At 33.4% G+C, this 16885-nt stretch carries 16 protein-coding genes; 10 read left to right on the forward strand and 6 right to left on the reverse strand.

Translation table 11 applies throughout. From position 1 onward, the window contains the following. Positions 1–2: 2 nt before the first annotated feature. The 3 genes from GBO31_RS00615 to hemH all read right to left on the reverse strand — a co-directional run bounded on the left by GBO31_RS00615 (position 3) and on the right by hemH (position 5697). Entirely contained in the window at positions 3–3110 is a 3108-nt protein-coding gene (locus tag GBO31_RS00615) for a VPS10 domain-containing protein (RefSeq protein WP_219006357.1), read from the reverse strand. A 161-nt stretch (positions 3111–3271) separates the two neighbouring features. Beyond that, positions 3272–4660, reverse strand: coding sequence for an MATE family efflux transporter (locus tag GBO31_RS00620; protein ID WP_219006358.1), 1389 nt, complete (start codon positions 4658–4660; stop codon positions 3272–3274). Further along, a complete protein-coding gene (gene hemH / locus GBO31_RS00625; RefSeq protein ID WP_219006359.1) occupies positions 4660–5697 on the reverse strand; it encodes a ferrochelatase in 1038 nt (345 codons plus the stop codon). The genes GBO31_RS00620 and hemH overlap by 1 nt, the downstream gene beginning before the upstream one ends. A gap of 227 nt (positions 5698–5924) precedes the next feature. Between hemH and GBO31_RS00630 the strand changes: the two genes are divergently transcribed. Further along, entirely contained in the window at positions 5925–6098 is a 174-nt protein-coding gene (locus GBO31_RS00630; protein WP_219006360.1) for a hypothetical protein, read from the forward strand. Between the two features lie 8 nt (positions 6099–6106). Here the strand turns inward: GBO31_RS00630 and GBO31_RS00635 are convergent, their stop codons facing one another. Then, positions 6107–6997 carry a helix-turn-helix domain-containing protein gene (locus GBO31_RS00635; protein ID WP_219006361.1) on the reverse strand — a complete coding sequence of 297 codons (891 nt, stop codon included), beginning with the start codon at positions 6995–6997 and terminating at the stop codon, positions 6107–6109. A 199-nt stretch (positions 6998–7196) separates the two neighbouring features. Between GBO31_RS00635 and hemA the strand changes: the two genes are divergently transcribed. The 9 genes from hemA (at position 7197) to GBO31_RS00680 (ending at position 14628) form a co-directional block, all read left to right on the forward strand. Then, positions 7197–8447 (forward strand): glutamyl-tRNA reductase, encoded by a 1251-nt coding sequence (gene hemA, locus GBO31_RS00640; RefSeq protein ID WP_219006362.1) that lies wholly within the window; start codon positions 7197–7199, stop codon positions 8445–8447. Beyond that, a complete protein-coding gene (gene hemC, locus GBO31_RS00645) occupies positions 8447–9361 on the forward strand; it encodes a hydroxymethylbilane synthase (RefSeq protein WP_219006363.1) in 915 nt (304 codons plus the stop codon). Before hemA ends, hemC begins: the two co-directional genes overlap by 1 nt. Before the next feature lies 1 nt (position 9362). After that, positions 9363–10025, forward strand: a complete 663-nt coding sequence (locus GBO31_RS00650) for a uroporphyrinogen-III synthase (protein ID WP_219006364.1) — start codon at positions 9363–9365, stop codon at positions 10023–10025. After that, positions 10022–11047, forward strand: coding sequence for a uroporphyrinogen decarboxylase (hemE, locus tag GBO31_RS00655; RefSeq protein WP_219006365.1), 1026 nt, complete (start codon positions 10022–10024; stop codon positions 11045–11047). Before GBO31_RS00650 ends, hemE begins: the two co-directional genes overlap by 4 nt. Before the next feature lie 2 nt (positions 11048–11049). After that, on the forward strand, positions 11050–11550 hold the full coding sequence (locus GBO31_RS00660) for a DUF6973 domain-containing protein (RefSeq protein WP_219006366.1): 501 nt from the start codon (positions 11050–11052) through the stop codon (positions 11548–11550). Between the two features lie 69 nt (positions 11551–11619). Continuing rightward, entirely contained in the window at positions 11620–12411 is a 792-nt protein-coding gene (locus tag GBO31_RS00665; RefSeq protein ID WP_219006367.1) for an EI24 domain-containing protein, read from the forward strand. Between the two features lie 7 nt (positions 12412–12418). Next, positions 12419–13321, forward strand: coding sequence for an oxygen-dependent coproporphyrinogen oxidase (hemF, locus tag GBO31_RS00670; RefSeq protein WP_219006368.1), 903 nt, complete (start codon positions 12419–12421; stop codon positions 13319–13321). Positions 13322–13482: 161 nt separating this feature from the next. Beyond that, positions 13483–14097, forward strand: coding sequence for a hypothetical protein (locus GBO31_RS00675; protein WP_219006369.1), 615 nt, complete (start codon positions 13483–13485; stop codon positions 14095–14097). A gap of 135 nt (positions 14098–14232) precedes the next feature. Continuing rightward, positions 14233–14628 (forward strand): hypothetical protein, encoded by a 396-nt coding sequence (locus tag GBO31_RS00680; protein WP_219006370.1) that lies wholly within the window; start codon positions 14233–14235, stop codon positions 14626–14628. 8 nt (positions 14629–14636) lie between these two features. On the opposite strand, the gene GBO31_RS00685 is transcribed toward GBO31_RS00680, so the two are convergent. Together GBO31_RS00685 and GBO31_RS00690 are read right to left on the reverse strand one after the other, a co-directional pair. After that, on the reverse strand, positions 14637–15155 hold the full coding sequence (locus GBO31_RS00685; RefSeq protein WP_219006371.1) for a GNAT family N-acetyltransferase: 519 nt from the start codon (positions 15153–15155) through the stop codon (positions 14637–14639). 30 nt (positions 15156–15185) lie between these two features. After that, positions 15186–16688, reverse strand: coding sequence for a carboxypeptidase-like regulatory domain-containing protein (locus GBO31_RS00690; RefSeq protein WP_219006372.1), 1503 nt, complete (start codon positions 16686–16688; stop codon positions 15186–15188). Positions 16689–16885 lie beyond the last annotated feature (197 nt).

Consider the following 16885-nt stretch of genomic DNA (forward strand, 5'->3'; position numbering starts at 1 on the left):
CGTTATTCTACAAAAAGGTAATTGAGCTGCAAGGTATTGAATTCTGAATTAAAGCTTTTTATTTCTTCTGAAATTAATTTGTCAAATAGATTTAATTGTGTCTCTATTTGCTTAGTCAATTCGTTCTTCACGGCAATATCCTGAGCTGTTGGACCGAAATCACCCATTCCTACCAAAGAATTTAAATGACCAAGTTTATTGGTTAGTTTTATTGGGAAATTTAATGGATCTTGACCGCTTCTATTTTTAGTTTGATATAGTGCTTTTTCAATTTCTCCAAATTGTTTTTGTAGATCTTTAGCTTTGGTTACTAAATCCTTTGTTTTTTCATCATCTTTATATTGTTTGGAGAACGATTTTAGTTGCGTATTGATTTTTCTGATCTTTTTAATCGACTGGTGTGCTTTATCCACTGTTTTATTTACATCAGTAATAAAATCAAACTGCTGTTGCATTTGCTGAGGCGTAGCTTCTGCTCTTGGATCTGCTAAAATGGTGAAGGGTTGAGAAACTTCTTTTCCATTAACGTTTAAGCTTACTTTATAAGTTCCTGGAACCGCTTTTGGTCCATCAAGACTTGCCCACCACAAGATCATTCCTTTTAATTTTTCGGCTCCTTCACCACGCATATTCCAATTAAATTGATTTGCTCCTTCTTCTAGATCTTTTAATTGATGTTTTTTCTCCTTTGCGCTAGTGCTAAAAGAAGCAATAGTGTCTCCTTTGGTATTAAAATATGTCAGAGCAACCGTATCTTTTTTCTTATCAAACTTTTTAAGATTAAAATATGTAATTACGCCACTTGGATGATTTGTTCCAGCAGTTTTAGAATCTTTGAAACTACCACCACGCATTCTATATGTGTCTTTTGGTTTAAAAAGAGTATAGTTTTGAGTAGCTATTGTATTGTTTAATTGATGAAGAACTGTTAGATCATCAATGATCCAAAGGCTTCTTCCTTGCGTAGCAACCACTAAATTATTGTCTTTTAGTGCTAAATCAGTGATAGGAACTATGGGTAAATTTAACTGGAAAGGTTTCCAATTTGAGCCATCATCAAATGAAATGTACATTCCAGTCTCTGTGCCTGCGTATAATAACCCTTTTCGTTTAGGATCTGCTCGAAGTACTCTGGTAAAGTGTTCACTTGGAATTCCTGTGGTTATTTTTGTCCAAGACTGTCCATAATTAGTAGTCTTGTATAGATACGGTGCGAAATCACCAGATTTATATCGAGTTCCGGCAATATAGCAAGTACCTTCATTAAAAGGACTTGGTTCTATACTATTGATCATCATCCATTCTGGCATTCCCTTTGGAGTTACATTACTCCAATTTTTTCCACCATCTTTACTTACATGAACTAATCCATCATCACTACCCGTCCATAAAAGCCCTTCTTTGAGAGGACTTTCTGCAGCTGCAAAAATGGTACAGTAATATTCTACGGATGTATTATCCTGAGTGATAGGACCTCCAGAAGATTTTAGTTTACTAGGATCGTTTCTTGTAAGATCTGGGCTGATTACTTCCCAGCTTTGTCCTTCATTTTCTGTTACATGAACTTGATTAGAGAATGTATATAATCTATTAGGGTTATGTTTTGAAAACATAATTGGGAAATTCCATTGAAAACGATACTTCATGTCTTCAGCTCCATGTCCCATCGGGTTGTCCGGCCAAACACTAATTGATCTAACGGTCTCAGTTTTGTGGTTTACTCTGGTAAGAAAACCATCATAACTACCTCCGTATACAATATCATTATTTTTTGGGTCTACAGCAATATGTGCGGATTCTCCTCCTGCAGTAGATTCCCAATCGTCTTCAGAAATTGACCATCCAGTACTTCTATGATTAATTCTTATAGTAGAATTATCTTGTTGAGCAGCATAAATTCTATATGGAAAACTATTATCCGTAGTCACTCTATAGAATTGCGATGTTGGTTGATTATGATAGGTGCTCCAAGTTTCACCGCCATCATAAGTAATTTGTGCACCACCATCATCACCTATTACCATTCTTTTTGGGTTCTCCGGAGCTATCCAAAGATCGTGATGATCTCCATGTGGAGCTCTGAAGCTACTAAAGTTTTTTCCACCATCTTTACTTTTATGGTATGAAACATTCACAACATATACTACATCTTTATCCTTAGGATCTGCATAAATTCTCGTGTAATACCAAGCGCGTTGGCGAAGACTACGATCACTATTTAAAAGATTCCAAGTTTCGCCACCATCTTCACTACGATAAACCCCACCTTTTTCTTTATTTTCTACGATAGCCCAAATTCTTTCACTATTCACTGGTGAAACGGTAACACCTATGATCCCCAACGTATCCTTGGCAAAGCCTTTATTTTTTGAAATTTCCTTCCATGTTTTTCCGCTATCAGTACTTTTCCATAAAGCGGAACCATCTCCACCAGAACTTAAACTATATGGTGTTCTTCTGGCATTCCAGGTAGATGCGTATATTATTCTAGGATTGTTTGGATCTAAAGTAAGATCGACTGCACCAGCATCTTGATTTGCGAAAAGTACTTTGTTCCATGTTTTTCCACCATCAGTACTTTTATAAACACCTCTGTTTTGAGTTGGCTTATAGATGTTTCCTAAAACACCTGCGTATACAATATCCGGATTGGTTGGATGAATAGCTATTCTTGGAATATGTCTACTTTTAGGTAAACCTGATTGTGTCCATGTTTTTCCAGCATCGACACTTTTCCAAACACCATAACCGGAGGATACGTTTCCTCTAAGCGTCTTTTCACCACCACCAACATAGATCACATTAGGATCACTTTTGGATACTGAAATGGAACCAACGGAACCCCCAAAAAAACCATCTGATATGTTTTCCCAAGTTCTTCCTCCATCCGTAGTTTTCCAGACACCACCACCTGTAGCACCGAAATAAAACAAATTTGGTTTTCCTGGAACACCTGTAACGGCAGCACTTCGTCCACCCCTAAAAGGTCCTACTAGTCTATATTCTAAGGCGTCATAAAGTTCTTCCTTATACGTTTGTGCATTTACTGATGAAAAATTGCCTATTACGAGAAATGCAATAAGCGTAAGTTTGATGATTCTTGAGTACATTTAGTTGAGTTTATAGTTTATACCTAATAAGATAGATTAATGTTTGTGTAGATTTGACGGTCTACTAAAATCTGGAATAAATGCTTATTGAAAAAGATTTTCACGTAATTTTAACCTTAGCTTGCAGTTAAGGTTTGATCATGTTACAAGAAATATCTTGATTAAGTAACTTTTGGAAGTGCTAATGTTTTTCTAACCTCTCTATTTAAATAATAGCCTGTTACTATTGTAGAAAGTACATCAGCAATAGGAAAAGCTATCCAAACACCAAGAACGCCAAGAAAAGGAGGGAGCATTATAATAAGAGGGATCAAAAAGAATCCTTGTTTTGTTAAGCTTAAAAGTAAGGCAGGAATCACCTTTCCAATGGATTGGAAATAAGCTGAACCGATAAGCTGTACTATAATTACTGGAGTAGCTAAAAACACAATTCTAAGGGCTGAGGGTGTTCTTTGAAGAATTTCTTTATTGTTGGCAAGAGTTTCTGGATCAAGAGATTCTTTGGTACTTACGAAAATAGAAATAAACTGATGAGGAAAAACCATTATTATCAGGAATATAAGAATTGCTAATATTCCTCCATACGTAATGGATGTATTAATAGATTCTCTAACTCTTTGAAATTTTTTGGCTCCATAATTATATCCTGCAATAGGCATAAAACCTTGATTGACTCCAATCACAGGAAAAAGAGAGAACATTAAGACTGTTCTTATAATACCATACGAAGCAATATCCAATTCATCACCATAATTTCCTAGAACGTTATTTAGTAAAATCCCTAATACTGCAATTGTGCCTTGTCTGGCAAGAGTAACAAAACTAAGTCCGCTAATTTCATTTACAATAGACTTTTTTAGTTTGATAGATTCAGCGTTAAGAGGCAATTCGCTTTTAACAATAAAAAACCACAATATAAAGCCAAAGCAAATCGCATAACTTATAAAAGTAGCCCATGCGGCACCTTCCATTCCGTAGCCTAGTACATTAATCAGGATATAATCTAGAAAAATATTACCAATTGCAGGTAATATCATTGCTACCATTGCAAATGTTGGTTTTCCTTCTGCACGGATTACATTGTTGCCCATCATAGACATAGAAAGCATAACAATGCCGTAGAGTACTATTCTATAATAAATAAGTGCATACTCTTTAAAAGATTCTTCAGCTCCTAGAAAACCTATAAAAAAATCTTGAAAAATCAGTCCTATTAAAGCCAGAGATCCTGATATTAAAAAAGTTAAGGTGGTTTGATTACCAAAAACTCGTAATGCTTTTTCCTGATCTCCAGAACCCAAGGCTCTGGATAATACCGAACTTCCTCCAATTCCTATAGCTAATCCAATCGCACCAATAAAAAAAGTAAAAGGAATGACCACTTGAACTGCAGAAATTGCAAGACCACCTATCCAGTTTCCTAGGAAGGCAGTATCTACAATCATATTTAGAGACATGACCAATATTCCAATAGAGGCTGGTACTGCCTGCTGAATAAGTAGTTTTCCGATGGGTTTAGTTCCTAAAGCTTCTGAGCTTGCTTTTGCCATTATTGCACTGGAATTTTTTCTTCAACCCATTCATTTACCCAGTTTCCAAGTACATCCGCCCAGTCATCGCGATCATTCAAACAAGGAATTGTTGTAAATTCTTTTCCACCAACTTCATGGAAAATTTCTTCACCTTCCATAGCGATTTCTTCTAAGGTTTCTAAGCAGTCAGATACAAAGGCTGGAGTAACGATGGCCATTTTTTGAAGACCTTCTTTCCCCATTCTTTCTATAGTTCTATCTGTATAAGGTTGTAACCAGGGATCAAAACCTAATCTGGATTGGAACGAAGTAGAATAAGTTCCATTTTTGAGTCCTAATTTTTTAGCTACCTGAACTGTGGTCATTTCGCATTGATGACGATAGCAGAATTCATGTTGTACTGAACCTTTCTTAAAACAGCATTTTCCATCCATTTTACAGTTTCCATTGCTGACATCACTTTTTCTAATATGTCTCTCAGGAACACCGTGGTAACTAAATAAAAGATGATCATATTCAACACCTCCTAAGTGTTCGGAAATGCTAGTAGCTAATACGTCGATATATTCCTTTTTGTTATAAAATGCAGGAATATCGGAGATTTTCATATGAGGAAAATGTTCTTTTCTCAATTCTTCAGCAAGTACTAAAATAGTTTCAGTAGTAGCCATTGCGAATTGAGGATATAAAGGAACAATCAGCACTTCATCGACCCCTTTTTCATGCAATTCTTGTAATCCTTTTAGAATGCTCATAGAACCGTATCGCATCGCTAGTCCGACAGGAATTGTAGTACGCTCAGCAACTTTTTTTTGCAATCTTTCAGAAAGAACAATTAAAGGAGAACCTTCATCCCACCATATTTTTTTATAGGCAGCTGCAGATTTTTTTGGACGGGTATTTAGAATTATTCCTTTTACCAATAATGTTCTGGCCCATAAAGGAACATCTATGACTCTTGGATCCATTAAAAACTCACCAAGATATTTCTTTACGTCCTTTGGATTCGTACTATCAGGAGATCCCAAGTTAACAAGAAGTACACCTTTACTCATAGTTTTTCTTTTTCGAGAGGTAAAAATACAAACTATTCTATGGATAGATCATAAAATTATAATAAGACTTAATGATCTAGGAATTACTAATTGTAATTGTTAATTGGGGCGTACAAATCTTATTTTAACAATCATTACTGAAATTATTGAGCACACGTTAAAATGTAATAAACAGAAGAGTCTCAGATAATATTTTCTTATTTTTATAAGATCAAAAAAGCATTGACATGAAACGTATTATTGTAGACGTAGAAAAAGATAAACTACCATTTATCTTAGAATTGTTAGAACATTTTGAGTTTGTTTCTGTTTTGGCAGATCCAGATGTTGACGATAGAGGAATGTATGATTCCATAGTTTCTTTACAAAAGGGAGAAGGTATTCCTGTAAAAGAATCGTAGAGACAATGTTAACTCAGGTTCATCACATACTTTTTTGGAGTGGTGCCAAATTTCTTTTTAAAAGCTGCTATAAAATGGCTGGCGGTGCTATATCCTACCTTTAAGCCAACTTCATTTACATTGTGACTTCCAGAGGCTAATAATTGGCGTGCTACTTCCATTTTATAGTCAAAAAGAAATGCAAATACAGGTTCTCCATAGATTTGCTTAAATCCATCTTTCAGTTTTCCTAGAGGTAATCCTATTTCTTTCGATAACTCCTGAAGAGTTGGAGGCTCAGCCATTCTAGAAATGATAATTTCTTTAGCCTGTTTTATTTTAAGAACATTTTCTTCATCTACAAGAAATGGACATTGATCTATATCTGCATCTTCAGGTTTATTAAAATATAAACTAAGTAATTCGTATGACTTCCCTTTGAAATATAGAAGTTTAATTGACTTATGTAAGTTGTAATTTAAAATTTGATTTAAAACTACAGTCATAGAAGGAGAAATGTCGGCATCCGTGTAATATTTTTTATCGCGGTTACCCTCTCCTAAAAATGGAATGTAATCAGCTTCTTTAGAAAATAGAGAATGAAATTTTTTAATAGAAATAATCAAAGAAATCAGACACGAATCTTTTTCCATTTCTAAATTCATAGGAAGATCTCTTTGTGGATTATACAATAAAAGCGATTTTTTAGCCGGTAACGGTATCGAATAGCTTCCATTGTTAAAATTAAACTTCGTATTTCCTTTTACACAAAAATGAAATTGAATGTAACTGCTATTGATATCTCTTATAATTCGTTGAATATCATTAGTTTCGTTTTGAAACTTTAGAATAAAGAATCCATCCTCTATCATGGTTTCTTCCAATATGCCTGGAGCGTTATTTTTTAACTGTATTTCCATATTCCATATGATATTTATTTAGAATAAATCTAAATTATTTGTTTTGTAATCTTTGGGATCTATACAAAAATAGGTGTTTTTACCCGATTTGCCTTATTTCTGGAAATAAACAACCCATTTCGATACTTAAAAACCTTTAAGCGTTATTTTTTACACTAGATGTAGGATATTTTTGCTACGGAAAAATTGAGACAGCCCGATGGAACCTCACCTACGTACGAAAGGAACACATTTTTATGCTATTGGTCTCAGCTACAAAAAGGCTGATGCTGAAGTGCGTGGTCATTTTAGTCTTACCGAAGATGCTAAAAGCCTAGTTCTAGAAGAAGCTAAAGAAGATGGAATAGAAGGTCTTTTAGTAATGTCCACTTGCAATCGTACTGAATTATACGGTTTTGCTCAGCATCCATTTCAATTAATAAAACTTTTGTGCAAACATACTGTTGGAACAGTAGAAGAGTTTGAAAAAGTTGCCTACGTTCATAAAAATAGTAAGGCAGTAAATCATCTCTTTAGAGTAGGTACTGGTTTGGATAGTCAGATTTTAGGAGATTTTGAAATTATTGGTCAAATAAAGGCAGGATTCAGAGTTTCGAAGAAAATACAAATGATCAATCCTTTTCTGGAACGCTTAACGAATGCAGTGATTCAAGCTAGTAAAAGGATTAAGAATGAAACTGAAATATCTAGTGGAGCAACTTCTGTAAGTTTTGCTGCTGTCCAATACATTTTGGCTAGAGTACCATACGTTTCGGATAAAAATATATTACTTTTTGGTACTGGAAAAATCGGTAGAAATACGTGCGAAAATTTGGTAAAGCACACCAAGAATGATCACATTGTTCTAATCAATAGAACTAGAGACAAAGCTGAAAAGGTTGCTGGAAAGTTCAATCTTATTGTGAAAGACTTTGAAAATCTTAAAGAAGAGGTAAATCAATCTGATGTGTTAATCGTATCTACCGGAGCACAAAACCCTACAATTACAAAAGAAAGTATCAATACAGATAAACCACTATTAATTTTAGATTTATCGGTTCCAAAGAATGTGGATTCTAATGTAAAGGATTTACCTAACGTTACTTTGGTGCATATGGATGATTTGTCTAAAATTACTGATGATACTTTACAGCGAAGAAAAGTACATATACCAAAGGCAGAAGCTATAATTGAAGAAGTAAAATCAGAATTTGATAGTTGGTTAGAAACTAGAAAGTTTGCTCCAACGATTAAAGCACTAAAAAATAAGTTGACTTCTTTTAAAGATGCAGAAATCAATTTGCAACGCAAAAAGATAGCGGATTTTAACGAAGAACAGGCTACTATTATTAGTGATCGAATTATACAAAAAATAACCAATCATTTCGCTAGTCATCTCAAGGATGAAAATACAGCTTCTGACGAAAGTATTGAGTTGATTCAGAAAGTATTCCAAATACAAGACAAATAGTGACAAACAAAACAATCCGAATTGGTACAAGAGATAGCGAATTGGCACTGTGGCAAGCTCGTACAGTACAGGAAAAATTAGAAAACCTTGGATATAAAACCGTCCTTGTTCCTGTTAAATCTACTGGTGATATTATTTTAGATAAGCCTTTGTACGAATTAGGAATCACTGGTATTTTTACTAAAACACTGGATGTTGCTATGATCAATGATGATATAGATATTGCTGTGCATTCTATGAAGGATGTTCCAACAGCATTGCCAAAAGGTATTGTAGAAGCTGCAGTTTTAGAAAGGGCAAATGTTCAGGACATTCTTTTGCATAAAGGACTTGAATTTTTAGAAGAAAAAGGAACAATTGCAACTGGAAGTTTACGAAGGAAAGCTCAGTGGCTACATAAATACCCAACTCATGATGTTGAGGACCTTAGAGGTAATGTGAATACCAGGATGCAAAAGTTAAAAGATGGTGATTGGAATGGAGCGATTTTTGCTGCCGCTGGATTAGAAAGAATTAACTTAAAACCAAAGGAATATTTAGATCTTGATTGGATGGTTCCAGCTCCAGCTCAAGGAGCTATGTTGGTAGTGGCTAAAGAAAACGATTCCTATTGCCTAGAAGCACTTTCAGAACTAAATCATCTAGAGTCCAAAATTTGTGTACACATAGAACGAGAATTTTTGAGGAAGTTAGAAGGTGGTTGTACTGCACCTATTGGTGCTTTGGCAAAAATCAATGAGGATCAAATTCATTTTGTAGGAGCTCTGTTTAGTTTAGATGGAAAGGAAAAGATTGAAATAGAGAAAACAACCTCAATTAAGAATAAGAAGGATTTTGGTGTATTGTGCGCTGAAGAGATTTTAAATAATGGAGGTAAAGAATTAATGCAGAACATCAAAGCAGAGTTAAAATAATTTGGAAACCAATTCTACCATATTATCCACTAAAACACTCTCTTATTCGCAAAAAGAATTGCTTTTAAATTCTGGAATTGGATTTGTAGCGTATAATGCGATTGAGATTGAATTTGTAAGTTTTGATATAAAAGATGTTATACAGAATGCGATATTTACAAGTAAGAATGCGGTAAAGGCAATTGTAAATTCTGAGGTTAGTATCAAAAGGTGTTTTTGTGTAGGAGATAATACCAAGAAATTATTAGAACAAGAGGGATTTGAAGTCTACGAAACGGCACAGAATGCAAAAGACCTTGCTGAAATTATTGTAAAGCACTATCAGAAAGAGCAATTTCAATTTTTTTGTGGTAATCTGAGAAGAAATGAATTACCATCTATTCTTTCCCAAAATAATATAAGTTTAGAAGAGATCATCGTTTATAATACTTATAGAGCATSTAAGAAAATAGATAGAAATTTTGATGGAATACTGTTTTTTAGTCCATCTGGAGTAGAAAGTTATACATCAACCAATTCAATAAAGGAAAGTATGGTTTTTTGTATTGGAAATACAACTGCTTCTGAAGCAAAAAAACATACAAATAATATTATTATTGCTAATAAACCGACAGTAGAGAACGTCATTGTTCAAGCGGTTAAATATTTTGATAAACGGATATGATAAAAAATGATTTATTTCTAAAAGCTTTAAAAGGAGAAACTGTTGAGCGTCCACCAGTTTGGATGATGCGTCAGGCAGGAAGATATCTACCAGAATTTATGGCTTTAAAGAAAAAATATGACTTCTTTACTAGATGTAGAACTCCAGAATTGGCTTCTGAGATTACTGTGCAACCGATAGATATCATAGGTCCAGATGCTGCTATATTGTTTAGTGATATTTTGGTGATTCCACAGGCGATGAATATCGAGGTGCAGATGAAAGATGGAATTGGTCCTTGGTTACCAAATCCTATTCGAACTCAGAAAGATGTTGATCAGGTGATTATTCCAGATATTGATGAAGAGTTAGGGTATGTAATGGACGCGATTACTTTGACCAAAGAAAAGTTAGATAATAGAGTCCCTCTTATCGGTTTTGCAGGATCACCTTGGACGATATTATGTTATGCTGTGCAAGGACAAGGTTCTAAGAACTTTGATAAAGCAAAAGAGTTTTGTTTTACCCAACCAGAAGCTGCACATCAATTATTACAGAAAATCACAGATACTACTATTGCTTATTTAAAGAAAAAAGTAGCTACTGGTGTCAACGCAGTACAAGTATTTGATAGTTGGGGAGGAATGCTTTCTCCTGTTGATTATCAAGAATTTTCATGGAAGTATATCCAGCAAATAGTGGATGCTTTAAAAGAAGAAACTGAAGTTATCGTTTTTGGAAAAGGTTGTTGGTTTGCGTTAAATGAGATGGCAAATTCAGGAGCATCAGCAATAGGTGTAGATTGGACGTGTTCTGCTAGAAATGCAAGATATCTTACAGGTGGAAATATCACGTTACAAGGTAATTTTGATCCATCTAGATTGTTATCTCCTCCATCTGATATTAAAAAGATGGTGAAACAAATGATCAATGAATTTGGAAAAGATAAATACGTAGTGAATCTTGGTCATGGAATTTTGCCAAATATTCCAGTAGAAAACGCAAAGGCGTTTGTGGATGCTGTAAAAGAATATAAAGTATAAAAATGAACATCAGAAGCCTGATTAAGCGTTTTAATTTTAGACAATTGTTTAAAATAGCAGGCTTGGGTATTCAGAGGCCACTTTATATAGTTCCTACACTTTCAGCTACCAAAAAAACAATGGTCGTTTGTGATACGTTATATGGTAAAGAGCATCATCTAAGTGGAAGAGCAAATGCTTTTAGACACGCATTATGGAATATACTAATATGTCAAAAAGTATTTAAAATTTCAGGCGATGAAACTAAATCAGCGCTTTGGACGAAAAAAGTGACCGATTTACATGAAAAACTGGCTCCCAATGAGGCTTTAGAGGAAGCGATGGATTTGCATAATAATAAATTAGGAAGAATTTATTTTAAAAAGTTGACAAATGCTTCTGAAGAGGAGCTGATTACATTTTTACGAGAGCAATTAAATAAAGCTAAATTGATTACTAGTAAAGAACAAACAAAGATATTTGGAGATAATATGGTTTATATTTCAGAAACAAAAAGTTCATAAATCTACCTTAATTTTGAAACAAATTAGCTCAAAAGCCTACTTATAAGGAGTTAACCAATTTGTAGTATCATGATTAAAAATATAATAAACGGTATTAAAGCATATTTTGGGAGCTTTGGGTTGATCTCTAAATTAGGGCTATGGAAATATTTTGCCATACCGATTCTTATCAGTTTTCTTACAGGAATTTTATTCTTTGTATTGTCTTGGTTTTTGTCAGATCCTATAGGAGGATTTATTGCAAAAGCCTGGGTTTGGGATTGGGGTTCAGAAACCTTCGCAATTATTAGTAAGTATTTTAGTATTTTGTTGATATTGGCTTTAGGCTTGGTGTTATACAAACATATTGTAATGGCATTATCAGCACCTTTTATGAGTCCTGTTTCAGAAAAAGTAGAAGCACATATTTTAGGTGATCAACATACAAAGCATATCCATCGTAACACCTCGTTTAGAGAACAATTAATCCGTGGTATACGAATTAACATTAGAAATCTATTTAGAGAACTATTGTTTATCATCCCATTGCTTATCCTTAGTTTAATACCAGTAATCGGAATTGTGGCTACTATATTGATATTTGCGATCCAAGCCTATTACATTGGTTTTGGTAACATGGATTATACCATGGAACGTCATTTTAAATATAAAGATAGTATTGAATTTGTTCGTAAAAATAGAGGAACTGCTATAGGAAATGGAATTGTATTTATGTTAATGCTCTTTATTCCTATTATAGGGTTTATTATAACATTACCAATTTCTGTCGTTGCAGCCTCAACAGAAACCGTAACGATATTAGAYAAAAAAGGTTTGATTCTTAAGGAAGCTTCTGAAGAAGTTTCAAAAATTGAAGCATAGCAAAAAAATGAAGGAAAAGTTCTATCAGTACATACAAGATTTACAAGACACGATAACATCTGCAGTTGAGAAAATAGATGGAAAGGCAACGTTTAAAGAAGATCTTTGGAAGCGTGAAGAAGGTGGAGGTGGAAGAACCAGAGTTATAGAGAATGGAGCTGTTTTTGCCAAAGGAGGAGTCAATATCTCTGGAGTTCATGGAAAACTTCCAAAAACAATGCAAAGTTATTTTAATGTAGGAGATGTAGATTTTTTTGCTTGTGGCTTATCATTAGTTTTGCATCCTGAAAGTCCAATGGTCCCTACTGTTCATGCTAATTGGCGATATTTTGAGATGTATGATGCCGAAGGAACTATCGTAGATAGTTGGTTTGGTGGAGGACAAGATCTGACACCATATTACCTATTTGATGAAGATGCAAAACACTTTCATCAAGTTTGTAAAATAGCTTGCGATAAACATGACTCAAGTTTCTACCCACTTTATAAAAAGAAATGCGACGAATATTTCCACAATGCACATCGAGGTGAAGGTAGAGGAGTAGGTGGCTTATTTTTTGACTATTGCAAAAAGACTGAGCGTAAAGAAATGTCAGACTGGTATAATTTTGTGACTGAAGTAGGGAATAGTTTTTTGGAGGCTTATATACCCATTGTAGAACGAAGAAAGGACATGAGTTACACGGATTCACAAAAGGACTGGCAAGAAATTCGAAGAGGACGATATGTAGAGTTTAACTTGGTGCATGATAAAGGGACTTTATTTGGTTTAAAAACTAATGGGAGAATTGAAAGTATTTTGATGAGTTTACCACCTCAAGTACAGTGGAGGTACGATCATCATCCAGTAGTTGGAAGTGAAGAGGCACGTTTGCTTTCTGTGTTAAAACAACCCATAGAGTGGGTGTAATCTTACGAAAAAGCATGTAAAAAACGGTAAATTCAAAAATTTTAATCGTTAAAGTGCATAAAAATTAGGATAAAGTGTTGATTATAAGGTTTTTTTTATTACCTTGCGATAACCTATGAGGCTTATTGTATAATTTTTAACCAATTAACACCCAGATTTCTATGAAAAAAATTCTACTATTGTTATTAACTGCGGTCATTCTGACGGGATGTGATTATTTCTCGGATGGTGTGCAGAAACCCAAATTTGCCAAATTTTCAAAAAACACTATAAAGTTTCGTAAGAATACTATTATGCTGACAAAGGGGTACGAGAAAACAAGCCCTGAACAGTTTAAGACACGACTAGATTCTTTAAGTGACAGTCCTAAATTCAAGAAAATCGCTTTAGAAGAATTGAAAAAAATCGAAAATAAAAACGTTGATTTTCAATTATTCGTAGATGAAAAAAACGTTGAAAATTATGTTTTTATCTACGCTTGTGATTATTATCAATTAGATGAGCATAGAGCTGCAACTGTAGTGGAAGCTTTAAGTAGACAACTTAAAGACGAAGCGCAAAGCCAAGATGTTCGTTACAAAAGAATTCATGGAAGATTTTTCTTTACTCCTACTTCAAAAATCGTGAAGTTAAAATACTTGAAAGGGTATAAAATGGAAAAGAAATATCAAGCAGAATATATCGTAGCTTCAAGATCAGGAGGAATTGGACTTCTAATCAGTAATCTTGAAAATGTAGATTTCGAAAATTCTATTAAGCGATTAGCTTCAAAGTAAGAAAAAAAGGTACAATTAGGTTAATTGGATTTTAATAAAACTTAAGAGAAAGGTATTGATAACATAATCAATACCTTTTTTGTTATATATTCCTTACTATAAGAGGAATTGAAAAAAACACTATCCCTATATTATATGAAAAGATTTATCCTGCTGATAACATGTTTTGGTTTGATGAGTTGTGCTAAACAGGTAGAACCAACAGTAGAAAATATTAATAAAATATTTGCCTCGCAGGATTTTACATTTGAATTTCATAAATCTGGGGAATCAAAAAAATCGATCAGTTTTCGCAATGACTACTTAGTCTATAAAAGTGATCAACCTACTTTTAGAAGAGAGATTACCTATGATGAGGTGTTATTAATTAATGATTTTATTCAGAATATTGTAAATCTACATCAAAACAATGTGGAAGAGACACCTTCATACTATGTAATTAAAAATACTGCGTATAAAGCTAAAATTATTCCTAAACAAGAAGATTATTATTTTGAAGCTCTATTAAAGACACTTAAGTTAATTAAGTAAAATAGATATCACACTAGTGCTTTTCGCATTACTTTATTTTCATAACTATTCATTTCCATATCAAAGAAAGCATTACCAATACATGTAAAATGTTGTTTTTCATAAAATGAAATAGCTCTATTGTTCTTTATATACACCCAAAGCCAATATTCTTCATGACTCTTATTTTTTAACTCTATTTCCACATGATTTAATAAACCATAGCCAATTCCTTTTCCAAAAAACCAATCCAAAACATATAACTTGCCTAATTCAGGAGAAACGATATTTCTTATTGGGCATATACTGTTATATACAATTTCAGCTACTCCTACTGGGTTATCTTTATAAGTAGCTATGATGATGGAGTTTTCTTTTTCGATTTTATTTTTAATAGCTTCTATTGAGAATTTATGGGATGCAAAATTGGCAAATTCATGAGTGATCCCTTCTACAGCATAAGTTTTCATGTACACCTGTTTATAAAGAATAGACAGTTGTAATGCATCTTGTTTTTGAGCTTTTCTGAAGAGTATTTCAGACTTCATACAGGAATATGATGGTGTTAAGGGTGGATACTATTCTTCAATTTCTTCATTGATAGTTTTAAACTGCTTGATAGCACTATTAGGTTCAATGATATTGTATCCTTTCCAGAAATCGGGATTGTATTTTGACAAATAGGTAGATTGTACGTTTTTGTTCTCTTTGCTGTTTTTGTATACACCTTCAGTAATGGTTTTAGTATCGAATACGATGACTTCGTACTTGTTTTTTGCATAACTAATTACATCTAAGCTTAGAGATACTTGGTTTTGTTTATTCCTTCCTTTTACGAATTTGTTCTTTTCTATAATACTTAAAGGTCGATCAACCCCAAATTTGTTATCAGTTACCTTTTCAATGAATTTAACTCCATACTTACCATCAGCACCTTTCTTAAAAATGGTAGTTCCCCTATATCCATTTTCTTGAAAACTGATGCCTAATAAATTGAAGCTTCTTAAACGTTTTACATTTTGATAATCAATTCTTATGATTGCAAAATCTTCGGTATTTACGTACATCGTTCCTTCAAAATCACCTCTTCTTTTTGGTGTAAACTTAATCACATAAACTCCTACATCATCCAATATTGTATAATCCACACGTTCAAAAGTATATCTGCCTGAATTTTTGATCACATTTAGTTTTGTGTCAGATTGATTAAATGTTTGATTAAAAAGGTTTTTGAGATTCATTTTTCTGGATTTGAAAAACAAATTTTCCTTTGGGTTTTCAATTCCATCCGCAATATCTTTTGCATCTTGATTGTTTTGTAAAATAGAATCTACCTGTACTTTTTGGCTAAACAAGCCGGATCTAAACTTGATGTAAGAATTAGGTTTTACATTGTCTTTGAAAATTTTCTCCATTTTCTTAAAAATACCTTCTATAGAACCGTTATTATTCTTGTCATACAGGCGAGCCCCTTTAATAACTCTTAGCTTCTGCTTATCTGCATTTCCGTAAAAATCACACAAAGCTTCAGCATAAAAAACGGAGTTTTTCGGAATTACTTTAGATATACTATCCACTAATTTTTTATCGATTTCTTCAATGGTAGATTTCTTAAACTTAATATCCATTTTTTTAATAAAATTGGTATTAGTTTCTCTAAAGAAAAGTCGCTTTTGGGATAGATCAGATCGGTAATTATCTTCCATATTATCATCTATATTATCGATAATATCATCAATTTCAAGATTTTTATTGGAGATAAATACACTTTTTAATTCTATGGCTTTAGGTTCTATATAAATGATACTGTCGGTAATGCTTTGCACGGATACACCTACGGTTGCATAACCCATAGAGGATATGTATATAGAATCTATTTTTTTAGCTTGAATGTCATCTAAGGTAATATTGAAGCTTCCTTCTTCATTGGTAACTACACCTTCATTTTCTCCAATTTGTATAGTTGCATAAGGAATAGGTTGATTTGTTTTTTTGTCAACTACTTTCGAGCGTATGGTTTGCGCTTGTGCAGCAGAAAAAACTAATCCTATACCAAGAATCAATAATGTTATCTTATTCATTTTCATAGATCAGTAGATTCGTCCTGTTTTAAGATAAAAGTCTAACTTCTGTTGTATACATTACATAGTTACGACTAAAAACTATATCAATATGGTAATTTATTCTTAAAATAAAACAAGTTACTTACTGATTGATAAGGCTATTACTTAAAACTTTTGATAGTAATAGTGAACGACTAATCAATGATAAGCAAGGA

The sequence above is a fragment of the Aquimarina litoralis genome, assembly GCF_019295435.1.
GTDB classification, from domain to species: domain Bacteria; phylum Bacteroidota; class Bacteroidia; order Flavobacteriales; family Flavobacteriaceae; genus Aquimarina; species Aquimarina litoralis_A.